14 protein-coding genes are annotated in these 12,399 nt (G+C 70.1%); 11 read left to right on the top strand and 3 right to left on the bottom strand.

The window, feature by feature from the left end:
- Positions 1–167 precede the first annotated feature (167 nt).
- From CCZ36_RS06355 to CCZ36_RS06345, 3 genes are all read left to right on the top strand, one after another.
- Entirely contained in the window at positions 168–1,121 is a 954-nt protein-coding gene (locus CCZ36_RS06355) for a heme o synthase (protein ID WP_079134191.1), read from the top strand.
- A 93-nt stretch (positions 1,122–1,214) separates the two neighbouring features.
- A complete protein-coding gene (locus tag CCZ36_RS06350) occupies positions 1,215–1,592 on the top strand; it encodes a hypothetical protein (protein WP_069740707.1) in 378 nt (125 codons plus the stop codon).
- An 86-nt stretch (positions 1,593–1,678) separates the two neighbouring features.
- Entirely contained in the window at positions 1,679–2,797 is a 1,119-nt protein-coding gene (locus tag CCZ36_RS06345; RefSeq protein WP_128817179.1) for an amidohydrolase family protein, read from the top strand.
- Positions 2,798–2,861: 64 nt separating this feature from the next.
- Here the strand turns inward: CCZ36_RS06345 and CCZ36_RS06340 are convergent, their stop codons facing one another.
- From CCZ36_RS06340 to CCZ36_RS06330, 3 genes are all read right to left on the bottom strand, one after another.
- Entirely contained in the window at positions 2,862–3,848 is a 987-nt protein-coding gene (locus CCZ36_RS06340) for a COX15/CtaA family protein (RefSeq protein ID WP_128817178.1), read from the bottom strand.
- A gap of 77 nt (positions 3,849–3,925) precedes the next feature.
- Positions 3,926–4,693, bottom strand: a complete 768-nt coding sequence (locus CCZ36_RS06335; RefSeq protein WP_069743186.1) for an ABC transporter permease — start codon at positions 4,691–4,693, stop codon at positions 3,926–3,928.
- Positions 4,690–5,631, bottom strand: coding sequence for an ABC transporter ATP-binding protein (locus CCZ36_RS06330; RefSeq protein ID WP_069739498.1), 942 nt, complete (start codon positions 5,629–5,631; stop codon positions 4,690–4,692). Before CCZ36_RS06330 ends, CCZ36_RS06335 begins: the two co-directional genes overlap by 4 nt.
- Before the next feature lie 136 nt (positions 5,632–5,767).
- On the opposite strand from CCZ36_RS06330, the gene CCZ36_RS06325 reads away from it, so the two are divergent.
- The 8 genes from CCZ36_RS06325 (at position 5,768) to CCZ36_RS06290 (ending at position 12,364) form a co-directional block, all read left to right on the top strand.
- Positions 5,768–6,511 (top strand): helix-turn-helix transcriptional regulator, encoded by a 744-nt coding sequence (locus tag CCZ36_RS06325; RefSeq protein WP_069739497.1) that lies wholly within the window; start codon positions 5,768–5,770, stop codon positions 6,509–6,511.
- Positions 6,508–7,929 (top strand): Fe-S cluster assembly protein SufB, encoded by a 1,422-nt coding sequence (gene sufB, locus CCZ36_RS06320; protein ID WP_128817177.1) that lies wholly within the window; start codon positions 6,508–6,510, stop codon positions 7,927–7,929. Before CCZ36_RS06325 ends, sufB begins: the two co-directional genes overlap by 4 nt.
- A 98-nt stretch (positions 7,930–8,027) precedes the next feature.
- The gene (gene sufD / locus CCZ36_RS06315; protein ID WP_029182346.1) at positions 8,028–9,209 is read left to right on the top strand and encodes a Fe-S cluster assembly protein SufD; all 1,182 of its coding nucleotides are present in this window, start codon (positions 8,028–8,030) and stop codon (positions 9,207–9,209) included.
- Entirely contained in the window at positions 9,209–9,526 is a 318-nt protein-coding gene (locus tag CCZ36_RS06310) for a bifunctional 3-phenylpropionate/cinnamic acid dioxygenase ferredoxin subunit (protein ID WP_010061308.1), read from the top strand. The genes sufD and CCZ36_RS06310 overlap by 1 nt, the downstream gene beginning before the upstream one ends.
- Before the next feature lie 7 nt (positions 9,527–9,533).
- Complete coding sequence (sufC, locus tag CCZ36_RS06305; protein ID WP_128817176.1) at positions 9,534–10,298, top strand: Fe-S cluster assembly ATPase SufC; 765 nt, start codon at positions 9,534–9,536, stop codon at positions 10,296–10,298.
- Positions 10,295–11,563 (top strand): cysteine desulfurase, encoded by a 1,269-nt coding sequence (locus tag CCZ36_RS06300; RefSeq protein WP_069739496.1) that lies wholly within the window; start codon positions 10,295–10,297, stop codon positions 11,561–11,563. Before sufC ends, CCZ36_RS06300 begins: the two co-directional genes overlap by 4 nt.
- 10 nt (positions 11,564–11,573) lie before the next feature.
- A complete protein-coding gene (sufU, locus tag CCZ36_RS06295) occupies positions 11,574–12,029 on the top strand; it encodes a Fe-S cluster assembly sulfur transfer protein SufU (RefSeq protein ID WP_010061311.1) in 456 nt (151 codons plus the stop codon).
- On the top strand, positions 12,026–12,364 hold the full coding sequence (locus tag CCZ36_RS06290; RefSeq protein WP_003969897.1) for a metal-sulfur cluster assembly factor: 339 nt from the start codon (positions 12,026–12,028) through the stop codon (positions 12,362–12,364). Before sufU ends, CCZ36_RS06290 begins: the two co-directional genes overlap by 4 nt.
- The last annotated feature ends 35 nt before the right edge of the window (positions 12,365–12,399 follow it).

Raw genomic sequence — 12,399 nt, 5'->3', positions numbered from 1 at the left:
CGTGGAGTTCGCCTCCCGGCGGAATGCACATCCGGCGAACAGTCACCCTCAACACGACCCCACCCCCGCGAAGGGCGGTGTATCCCCAACGTCTAGAGTGGTCGAGTTCGCGCAAGTCTTCACCAGGGCCTCCAGGCCCGGAGCTTGCTGGGATTTCTCTGTCAGGGGTGTGCGTGACGGCCGTCGAGTCCCGACCCGCAGGGGTCGCCTTGACTCCCAGCCCAGGGGGCCATCGCCCGTTCGGGGCCCGCGTCAAGGCATTCGTGGCGCTTACCAAGCCACGGATCATCGAGCTGCTGCTCATCACCACCGTTCCGGTGATGTTCCTGGCTGCCCAGGGCGTACCCGATCTGTGGCTCGTTCTCACGACCACCATCGGGGGATATCTCTCCGCGGGCGGCGCCAACGCGCTCAACATGTACATCGACCGGGACATCGACGCGCTGATGGACCGCACGTCCCAGCGCCCGCTGGTCACGGGCATGGTCAGCCCCCGCGAATGCCTGGCCTTCGGCATCGGCCTCGCGGTGTTCTCCACGCTCTGGTTCGGACTGCTCGTCAACTGGCTCTCGGCCGCCCTCGCGCTCGGCGCGCTGCTCTTCTACGTCGTCGTCTACACGATGCTGCTGAAGCGCCGCACCTCCCAGAACATCGTCTGGGGCGGTATCGCGGGCTGCATGCCGGTCCTCATCGGCTGGTCGGCCGTGACGAACACGGTCTCCTGGGCCGCCGTCATCCTCTTCGCCGTCATCTTCTTCTGGACGCCGCCGCACTACTGGCCGCTGTCGATGAAGGTCAAGGACGACTACGCCCGGGTCGGCGTCCCGATGCTTCCGGTCGTCGCCACCAACCGGGTGGTCGCCAAGCAGATCGTCCTCTACAGCTGGGTGATGGTCGCGGTCTCGCTGCTGCTGACCCCGCTGGGCTACACCGGCTGGTTCTACACCGCGGTGGCGCTGCTGGCCGGCGGCGCCTGGCTCTGGGAGGCCCACGGCCTGCAGAACCGTGCCAAGGCCGGGGTGACCGGGGCCAAGCTCAAGGAGATGCGGCTCTTCCACTGGTCCATCACCTATGTCTCGCTCCTCTTCCTCGCCGTCGCGGTGGACCCCTTCCTCCGCTGACATCCCCGCTTCCGGCGTACGGGCGGGTCACGTGGCACAAGCCACGCGACCCGCCCGTCGCCAGTTCATCTACCCGTCGGTAGCATCCTGTCCATGGCAGAGACGGCAGCAGACGCAGCGGACACCGAGCAGACCTCACGGACGGACGCCAGGAAGGCGGCGCGCGCCGAGCGCAGGGCGGCGAAGCTCGCCCGCGAGATCGGCGCCTTCGCCAAGGAGCACGGCGGAGCGGAGGGACAGCTCGCCTACATCGGCCAGGCGGGCGCCCGCATCGTCCTGGTCGGCCAGGACGGCGCCTGGGGCGACCTGGTGGCCCCGACCTACGCGGTGGCCGAGAGCGCGGCCGCGAAGTCCGGCATCACGATGCACGACGAGTTCGACGGGGAGTTCGCACTCAAGGTCCGCACCGGTCCGTACGAGTGGTCCCGGATGGCCGGGATCCAGGTCGGCGGCCCCTCCAACGACCGCTGACGCGGCTTCCGCTCCCGTCGGGCAACACCTGACCCGGGGCTCACCCGTTAGGCCGTGCGTACCCACGCCGTCCCAGGGAGCCCCGGATGACCGACACCGTGCCCGTGGCCGATCTGGTCGACCAGAACTGCCACGGCGTGCTCCGCACCGAGCTGGGCCTCGGCACCTTCGAGGCCCGGCTCGGCGCCGCCGACTCCCCGGCCGCCCCCGGCACCACCTTCTTCGACACCCAGACCGGGTTCGCCGTGCGCCGCTGGTGCCCGCCCCCGCTCGGCCTCGAAGCGCACTGCCCGCCCGCCCGCTATCTGGCCAGGCGGCGCGAACTGGGCGTCGCCGAGACCTCCCGCCGCCTGCTGCGCGCCACCGGGGTCTTGGCCCACCTCGTCGACACCGGCCTCCCCGGCGACCTCACGGGTCCGGCCGAGCTGGCCTCGGCGGCCGGGTCCGAGGCCCGGGAGATCGTCCGGCTGGAAGTCCTCGCCGAACACGTCGCCGACACCTCGGGCACCGTCGACACCTTCCTCGTCAACCTCGGCGAGGCCGTGCACACCGCCGCCTCGTCGGCCGCCGCGTTCACCTCCGCCGCCGCCCCGTACGCCGCGCCCGACCCGCCGGACCCGGTCCGGGTGCGGGCGGCGGCCGGGCGCTGGCTGGCCCGGCGGGAGGAGGCGCGTCTGGCCGCCCGCCGGGGCACGGCGGGCCGGGAGGGCGGCGGGGCGCCCGTCGAACCGGAGCTGCTGGACCATCTGCGCTGGTCGGCGGTGGCCTGCGGGATCCCGCTGCAATTGCGCCTGGGCACCGCGGACCCGGCCTGCCTCGCCGACTTCGCCGCCGCCACCGAGGGGCACGGCTGCGACCTCGTCCTCCTGCACGGCTACCCGTACCACCGGCAGACCGCCGCGCTGACCGGCCGCCACCCGCATGTCTACGCGGACCTCGGGGCCGTACCGGCGCGGACGGGGGCCCGGGCGGCGGCCCTGCTCGCGGAGATCATGGAGCTGGCGCCGTTCGGCAAGCTGCTGTTCTCCTCCGGGGCGCGGGCCCTCCCGGAACTGCACCTGGTGGGCGCCCGGCAGTTCCGCGAGGCGCTGGGGCGGGTGCTGGGCGCCTGGGTCGAGGACGGCGCGTGGACCCGGCAGGACGCGGCCCGGGTCGCCACGATGATCGGGTCGGGCAACGCGCGCCGGGTGTACGGGCTGGAGTGAGGCGCGAAGAGGGGCGGCAGGCCCCCGGCCCGCCGCCCCTCACCCGCCGTACGCGTGTGTCTGTTCAGACGGCCGTCGCCGGTGCCGACTCCGGGCGCTCGGCGGACGGGCCGGGCAGCGGGGCGGTCGCGTCGTCGCCGCGCTCGCGCATGCTCAGGACGAGCCGGACCACGGCGATCAACAGGATGGCCGAGCCGAACATGTGGACGCCGACCAGGATCTCGGGGACGTCGCTGAAGTACTGCACGTACCCGATCGCGCCCTGGGCGAGCAGCACGAGCAGCAGGTCACGGGAGCGGGCCCGGGTGTCGGCCGGCGCGTCGACCACCCGCAGCGCCAGCCACATCGCGATGGCCAGGGCGCAGACCACCCAGGCGGCGATGGCGTGGACATGGGCGGCGACCGACCAGTCCCACGGCATGCGCGGCACGTCGCTGCTGTCGCCCGCGTGCTTGCCGGAGCCGGTCACGGAGGTGCCCAGCACGATCAGCACCACCGTCGTCGCCACGATCGCCCACGCCAGCCGGCGCACCGGCAGCGGGGCCCGGGGCCGCGGCGGGCCGTCGCCCTCGCCGACCCGTACCCAGGTGATCACGGCGATCGCCAGGAGCGTGTTGGCCAGCAGGAAGTGCCCGGCGACCGTCCACGGGTTGAGTCCCGCCCAGACCGTGATCCCGCCGAGCACGGCGTTGCCCAGCACGATCCAGAACTGCGACCAGGCCAGCCGGGTCACCTTGCGGCGGCGTGGCTTCATCGAACTGACGGCGATGATCGCCCAGCCGACCGCGGCCGACAGCACATAGGCCAGCATCCGGTTGCCGAACTCGATCGCGCCGTGCAGCCCCTGCTCGGGCGTCGCGAACAGGCTGTCGTCGGTGCACTTGGGCCAGGTGTCGCAGCCGAGGCCCGAACCGGTGAGCCGGACGGCCCCGCCGGTGACGATGATGAAGACGCTCATCACGACGGCGGAGAGCGCGGCGCGCTTCACCACCTTGGTGGACGGCGTCCAGCGCTTGGCGATGAGGGAGATGGGGGTTTCCACGCGGACCATCGTAGGACGGGGCTTGTGCGCGTTTTCACGAGGGGGTGGTACGTGCTGGCTTGCCCGGGAAGATCCCCGTTGCGGCCCTACTCCCAGCGGAAGAACTTCGCGGCCGCGCCGAGCCCCAGCACCGCCCACACCGCCAGGATCCCGGCCTGGGCCCACGGCATCGACGCACCGTGCTGGAGGACGTCCCGCAGCCCCTCCGAGAGCGCCGACACGGGCAGCAGCCCCAGCACTGCCTGCACCGCGCCCGGGAACTTCTCCAGCGGCACGATGACCCCGCCGCCGACCAGCAGCAGCAGGAAGACCAGATTGGCGGCGGCGAGCGTCGCCTCCGCCTTCAGCGTTCCCGCCATCAGCAGCCCGAGGCCGGAGAACGCGGCGGTGCCGAGCACGAGGAGCAGCAGCACCGAGAGCGGGCCGCCCTCGGGCGACCAGCCGAGCGCGAAGGCGATCGCCGTCAGCAGCACGATCTGGAGCACCTCGGTGACGAGCACCGACAGCGTCTTCGCGGTCATCAGCGCCCAGCGGGGCAACGGGGAGGCCCCGAGCCGCTTGAGGACCCCGTAACGGCGTTCGAAGCCGGTGGCGATGGCCTGGCCGGTGAAGGCGGTGGACATCACGGCGAGGGCCAGGATGCCCGGGGCCAGGAAGTCGACCGACGCGCCCGAGCCCGTGTCGACGATGTCGACAGCGCTGAACAGCACCAGCAGCAGCGTCGGGATGATCACCGTCAGCAGCAGCTGCTCGCCGTTGCGCAGCAGCATCCGGGTCTCCAGCGCGGTCTGCGCGGCGATCATCCGGGGGAGCGGGGCGGCGCCGGGGCGCGGGGTGTACGTACCGGCGCTCATGCGCGCAGCTCCTTGCCGGTCAGTCGCTTGCCGGTCAGTTCGAGGAAGACGTCCTCCAGGGTGTGCCGCTCGACCGAGATGCCCTCGGGCATCACGCCGTGCTGCGCGCACCAGGAGGTCACGGTGGCCAACAGCTGCGGGTCGATGCTCCCGGTGATCCGGTACGTCCCCGGCAGCGGCTCGACCGCACCGCAGCCGTCGGGCAGCGCCTTGAGGAGGGAGCCGAGGTCGAGCCCCGGCCGGCCGGTGAAGCGCAGGGTGTTCTCCGCCCCGCCCCGGCAGAGCTGCTCCGGGCTGCCCTGGGCGACGACCCGGCCCGCGTCGATGATCGCGACGTCGTCGGCGAGCGTTTCGGCCTCGTCCATGAAGTGGGTGGTCAGCACCACGGACACGCCGTCGGCGCGCAGCTCGCGGACCAGGTCCCAGGTGGACCGACGGGCCTGCGGGTCGAGCCCGGCGGTCGGCTCGTCCAGGAAGACCAGCTCGGGCCGGCCGACGACCGCCATGGCCAGGGAGAGGCGCTGCTGCTGGCCGCCGGAGAGCCGCCGGTAGGCGGTGCGGCCGCAGTCCCCCAGGCCGAGACGCTCGATCAGGGTGTCCACGTCGAGGGGGTGGGCGTGCAGCCTGGCCATGTGGCGGAGCATCTCGTCGGCGCGGGCGCCGGAGTACACGCCGCCGGACTGGAGCATCACCCCGACTCGCGGACGCAGCCGCTCCGCGTCGGCGACGGGGTCGAGGCCGAGGACCCGTACGGTGCCCGCGTCGGGGCGGCGGTAGCCCTCGCAGGTCTCGATGGTGGTGGTCTTCCCGGCGCCGTTCGGGCCGAGGACGGCCGTCACCGCGCCGGCCGCGACGACCAGATCGAGGCCGTTCACCGCGGTCTTCGCGCCGTACCGCTTCACCAGGCCGGTGACCTGTACGACGGGCTCGTTCTCCATGGCAAGGAAGTCTAGGCAGGACCCGGAGGAGGCCCGCCCCCGGGGCCAGATTAGGTGACCCTAAGTGACGAACCACACCGTAGATCGTTTCGGACCGTGGTTGTCAGGGTCGAATGAATTACGCAACAATGGTGTTGTGAAATACGACGGACGGGCTCCTCAGGAGGAACTCGCGACCGGTGAGCGCTCGACGCGCAACCGGGTCGCGCGCTCCATCCTGGACCACGGTCCCTCCACCGTCGCGGACCTCGCCAAGCGTCTCGGCCTCACCCAGGCCGCCGTCCGCCGCCACCTGGACGCCCTCGTCTCCGACGATGTCGTCGAAGCCCGTGAACAGCGGGTGTACGGGGCGCGGACCCGCGGCAGGCCCGCCAAGGTGTTCGCCCTGACGGACTGCGGCAGGGACGCCTTCGACCAGTCCTACGACAAGCTGGCCGCCGACGCCCTGCGCTTCATCGCCGAATCCGGCGGGGACGAGGCGGTCATCGCCTTCGCCCGTGCCCGGATGGCCGCGACGGGCGAGGCCTACCGCGCGGCGGTCGAGGCCGCGGAGCCCGAAAGGCGCACCGAGGCCCTGGCCAGGGCCCTGTCCGCCGACGGGTACGCTGCTACGGCGCGAAGCGCGCCGGGCCCGCAGCAGGGCGAACAGCTGTGTCAGCACCACTGCCCGGTGGCGCATGTCGCCGAGCAGTTCCCACAGCTGTGCGAGGCGGAGACGGAATTCTTCTCCAGCCTCCTCGGGACCCATGTGCAGCGGCTGGCCACCCTCGCCCACGGCGACGGCGTGTGCACGACCTATGTGCCGCGAAGTGGCCACGCAGCACCCCCACAGACCACCCATTCAGCATCTGCAAGCACGGCCGGGAGGAACCCCGCATGACGCTCCCCACGGAGACTGCCCACCCTGAGCTCGAGGGTCTGGGTACGTACGAATTCGGCTGGGCCGACTCCGACGCGGCAGGCGCGGCGGCGAAGCGCGGTCTCTCCGAGGCTGTCGTCCGCGACATCTCGGAGAAGAAGAACGAGCCCGAGTGGATGCTGAAGCTGCGGCTCAAGGGCCTCAAGCTCTTCGACAAGAAGCCCATGCCCAGCTGGGGCTCGGACCTGTCGGGCATCGACTTCGACAACATCAAGTACTTCGTGCGCTCCACGGAGAAGCAGGCCGCCTCCTGGGAGGACCTGCCCGAGGACATCAAGAACACGTACGACAAGCTCGGCATCCCCGAGGCGGAGAAGCAGCGCCTCGTCGCCGGTGTCGCCGCGCAGTACGAGTCCGAGGTCGTCTACCACCAGATCCGCGAGGACCTGGAGGAGCGGGGCGTCATCTTCCTGGACACCGACACCGCGCTGAAGGAGCACCCGGAGCTCTTCAAGGAGTACTTCGGCACCGTCATCCCGGTCGGCGACAACAAGTTCGCCTCGCTGAACACGGCCGTGTGGTCCGGCGGCTCGTTCATCTACGTGCCCAAGGGCGTCCACGTGGACATCCCGCTCCAGGCCTACTTCCGTATCAACACGGAGAACATGGGCCAGTTCGAGCGGACGCTGATCATCGTCGACGAGGACGCCTACGTCCACTACGTCGAGGGCTGCACCGCCCCGATCTACTCCTCGGACTCGCTGCACAGCGCCGTGGTCGAGATCATCGTGAAGAAGGGCGGCCGCTGCCGCTACACGACCATCCAGAACTGGTCGAACAACGTCTACAACCTGGTCACCAAGCGGGCCGTGGCCTACGAGGGCGCGACCATGGAGTGGGTCGACGGCAACATCGGCTCCAAGGTCACCATGAAGTACCCGGCCGTCTACCTGATGGGCGAACACGCCAAGGGCGAGACCCTGTCCATCGCCTTCGCGGGCGAGGGCCAGCACCAGGACGCCGGCGCCAAGATGGTCCACATGGCCCCGAACACCTCCTCGAACATCGTCTCCAAGTCGGTGGCGCGAGGCGGCGGCCGTACGTCCTACCGCGGCCTGATCGAGATCGGCGAGGGCGCGCCGGGCGCGAAGTCCAACGTCCTCTGCGACGCTCTGCTGGTCGACACGATCTCCCGCTCGGACACCTACCCCTACGTCGACGTCCGCGAGGACGACGTGTCGATGGGCCACGAGGCGACCGTCTCCAAGGTCTCCGAGGACCAGCTCTTCTACCTCATGAGCCGCGGACTCACCGAGTTCGAGGCCATGGCGATGATCGTGCGCGGCTTCGTCGAGCCGATCGCCAAGGAGCTGCCCATGGAGTACGCCCTGGAGCTCAACCGGCTGATCGAGCTGCAGATGGAGGGTTCGGTCGGCTAGGTCCGCACCCGAGGACCACCGGGACGGCCGTGCGCGGCCGTCCCCGCCCCACCGAACCACCCCCCTTCTTGACTGAGAAAGCGAGCACTACGACAGCCATGGCTGAGGCTCAGAACACTCCGGTGGGCTCCACCACCGCCGGCTCCATCGCGGTCGCCGCCGAGTCGACCGTCGCCACGCGCATGAGCGCACCCCCGTCCTTCGACGTCGCGGACTTCCCCGTCCCGCACGGCCGCGAGGAGGAGTGGCGCTTCACGCCGCTGGAGCGCCTGCGCGGACTGCACGACGGCACCGCGGTCGCCACCGGCAGCGGCGTGAAGGTCGCCATCGAGGCCCCCGAGGGTGTCACGGTCGAGACCGTCGGCCGGGACGACTCCCGGCTCGGCAAGGCGGGCACCCCCGTCGACCGGGTCGCCGCCCAGGCCTACAGCTCCTTCGAGCAGGCCTCGGTCGTCACGGTCGCCAAGGAAGCCGTGCTCACCGAGCCGATCCGGATCGCCGTGCACGGCGAGGGCGGCACCGCCTTCGGCCACCAGCTCATCGAGCTGGGCGCCTTCGCCGAGGCCGTCGTCGTCATCGACCACACCGGCGACGCGGTGCTCGCCGCCAACGTCGACTACGTCCTGGGCGACGGCGCCAAGCTGACCGTCGTCTCCGTCCAGGACTGGGACGACACGGCCGTCCACGTCGGCCAGCACAACGCACTGGTCGGCCGGGACGCCTCCTTCAAGTCGATCGTCGTCACCTTCGGCGGCGACGTCGTCCGCCTGCACCCCCGGGTCGCCTACGCAGCCACCGGCGGCGAGGCGGAGCTCTTCGGTCTGTACTTCACCGACAAGGGCCAGCACCAGGAGCACCGCCTCCTGGTCGACCACAACACCCCGCACTGCAAGTCCAACGCGGTGTACAAGGGCGCCCTCCAGGGCGACGGCGCGCACGCCGTCTGGATCGGCGACGTCCTCATCCAGGCCGCGGCCGAGGGCACCGACACCTACGAGATGAACCGGAACCTCGTCCTCACCGACGGCGCCCGGGTCGACTCCGTGCCCAACCTGGAGATCGAGACCGGCGAGATCGTCGGAGCGGGCCACGCCTCGGCGACCGGCCGCTTCGACGACGAGCAGCTCTTCTACCTCCAGTCCCGCGGTATCCCGGCCGAGGAGGCCCGCCGCCTGGTCGTGCGCGGCTTCTTCGCCGAGCTGGTCCAGCAGATCGGTCTGCCGGACGTCGAGGAGCGGCTCATCGAGAAGATCGAGGCCGAGCTGAAGGCGTCCGTCTGATGTCCTTCGTCAAAGCCTGTGCGCTGAGTGAGCTGGAGGACGACACCCCCAAGCGGGTGGAGCTCGACGGCACACCCGTCTCCGTCGTCCGCACCGAGGGCGAGGTGTTCGCGATCAACGACATCTGCTCGCACGCGAACGTCTCCCTCTCGGAGGGCGAGGTGGAGGACTGCGCGATCGAGTGCTGGCTGCACGGATCCGCGTTCGACCTCCGCACCGGCAAGCCGTCCGGCCTTCCCGCGACGCGCCCCGTCCCCGTATACCCCGTAAAGATCGAAGGGGACGATGTGCTCGTCTCCGTCACCCAGGAGTCCTGAGTCACCCATGGCAACGCTTGAAATCCGCGACCTGCACGTCACCGTCGAGGCCGACAACGCCACGAAGGAGATCCTCAAGGGCGTCGACCTGACCGTGAAGCAGGGCGAGACCCACGCCATCATGGGCCCCAACGGGTCCGGCAAGTCCACCCTCGCGTACTCGCTCGCGGGTCACCCCAAGTACACGATCACCGGCGGTTCGGTCACTCTGGACGGCGAGGACGTCCAGGAGATGTCCGTCGACGAGCGGGCCCGCGCCGGCCTGTTCCTCGCCATGCAGTACCCGGTCGAGATCCCCGGCGTCTCGGTCTCCAACTTCCTGCGCACCTCCGCCACCGCCATCCGCGGCGAGGCCCCCAAGCTGCGGACGTGGGTCAAGGAGGTCAAGGAGACGATGGCCGAGCTCCAGATGGACCCGGCCTTCGCCGAGCGCAACGTCAACGAGGGCTTCTCCGGCGGTGAGAAGAAGCGCCACGAGATCCTTCAGCTGGAGCTCCTCAAGCCGAAGATCGCCGTCCTGGACGAGACCGACTCCGGCCTGGACGTCGACGCGCTCAAGACCGTCTCCGAGGGCGTCAACCGGGTCCGCGCGACCGGCGAGGTCGGCACCCTGCTGATCACCCACTACACCCGCATCCTCAAGTACATCCAGCCCGACTTCGTGCACGTCTTCGCCAACGGCCGGATCGCGGCCTCCGGCGGTGCCGAGCTGGCCGACCAGCTGGAGAACGAGGGCTACGAGGCCTACACGAAGGGTGGCGCTTCCGCGTGACTGACGCCCGACAGGGGCTCTCCGGCCTCCTCGACACCGAGGCGATCCGCAAGGACTTCCCGATCCTGGACCGCACGGTCCACGACGGCAAGAAGATCGTTTACCTGGACTCCGCGGCGACCTCGCAGAAGCCGCGCCAGGTCCTCGACGCGCTCAACGCGTACTACGAGCGCCACAACGCGAACGTGCACCGCGGCGTCTACACGATCGCCGAGGAGGCCACCGCGCTGTACGAGGGCGCCCGCGACAAGGTCGCCGCCTTCATCAACGCACCCAGCCGTGACGAGGTGATCTTCACGAAGAACGCCTCGGAGTCGCTGAACCTCGTGGCGAACATGCTCGGCTGGGCGGACGAGCCCTATCGGGTGGACCGCGACACCGAGATCGTCACCACGGAGATGGAGCACCACTCCAACATCGTGCCGTGGCAGCTGCTCGCGCAGCGCACCGGCGCGAAGCTGAAGTGGTTCGGCATCACCGACGACGGCCGGCTCGACCTGTCGAACATCGACGAGATCATCACCGAGAAGACGAAGATCGTCTCCTTCACGCTGGTCTCCAACATCCTGGGCACGGTCAACCCGGTCGAGCAGATCATCCGCCGTGCCCAGCAGGTCGGCGCGCTGGTCTGCATCGACGCCTCGCAGGCGGCCCCGCACATGGTGCTCGACGTGCAGGCGCTCCAGGCGGACTTCGTGGCCTTCACCGGCCACAAGATGGTCGGCCCGACCGGCATCGGCGTGCTGTGGGGGCGGCAGGAGCTCCTGGAGGACCTGCCGCCGTTCCTCGGCGGCGGCGAGATGATCGAGACCGTGTCGATGCACTCGTCGACGTACGCCCCGGCGCCGCACAAGTTCGAGGCCGGTACGCCCCCGATCGCCCAGGCCGTCGGCCTCGGCGCGGCCGTGGACTACCTCACCGCGATCGGCATGGAGCGGATCCACCAGCACGAGAAGGCGATCACCGAATACGCGGTGAAGCGCCTCCTGGACGTTCCCGACCTGCGGATCATCGGTCCGGCGACGGCCGAGGACCGTGGCGCGGCGATCTCCTTCACGCTCGGTGACATCCACCCGCACGACGTGGGTCAGGTCCTCGACGAGCAGGGCGTCGCCGTCCGGGTCGGCCACCACTGCGCCCGCCCGGTCTGCCTGCGGTTCGGAATTCCCGCGACGACGCGAGCGTCGTTCTATCTGTACTCCACGCCCGCCGAGGTCGACGCCCTGGTGGACGGCCTGGAGCACGTCCGGAACTTCTTCGGCTGAGGGCTGACTGGTGAAGCTTGATTCGATGTACCAGGAAGTGATCCTGGACCACTACAAGCACCCCCACGGGCGCGGCCTGCGGGACGGCGACGCCGAGGTGCACCACGTCAATCCGACGTGCGGCGACGAGATCACGCTCCGCGTGAAGTACGACGGCGAGACCATCGCCGACGTGAGCTACGAGGGCCAGGGCTGCTCCATCAGCCAGGCCTCCGCCTCCGTGCTGAACGAGCTGCTCGTCGGCAAGGAGCTGTCCCAGGCGCAGAAGATCCAGGACGCCTTCCTGGAGCTGATGCAGTCCAAGGGCCAGCTGGAGCCGGACGACGCGATGGAGGAGGTGCTGGAGGACGCCGTCGCGTTCGCCGGCGTCTCCAAGTACCCCGCCCGGGTCAAGTGCGCGCTGCTGAGCTGGATGGCGTGGAAGGACGCGACGGCCAAGGCGCTGTCCGAAGGGAAGACCGCATGAGCGACAACGAGACCGCGACCATGAAGCCGGCCTCCGAGGAGGAGGTCCGCGAGGCGCTGTACGACGTCGTCGACCCCGAGCTGGGTATCGACGTCGTCAACCTGGGCCTGATCTACGGCATCCACGTCGACGACGCCAACATCGCCACCCTCGACATGACCCTGACGTCCGCGGCCTGCCCGCTGACCGACGTCATCGAGGACCAGGCGAAGTCCGCCACGGACGGCATCGTCAACGAGCTTCGGATCAACTGGGTCTGGATGCCGCCGTGGGGCCCGGACAAGATCACCGACGACGGGCGCGAGCAGCTCCGCGCGCTGGGGTTCAACGTCTGATCCCGCGCCCCGAAGAGCGCTGACGGCCATGCCCG

The organism is Streptomyces sp. S063 (assembly GCF_002832675.1).
Classification (GTDB): Bacteria; Actinomycetota; Actinomycetes; order Streptomycetales; family Streptomycetaceae; genus Streptomyces; species Streptomyces sindenensis.
The sequence above is the reverse complement of the archived record's forward strand: the minus strand, read 5'-3'. Positions and strand labels throughout refer to the sequence as shown.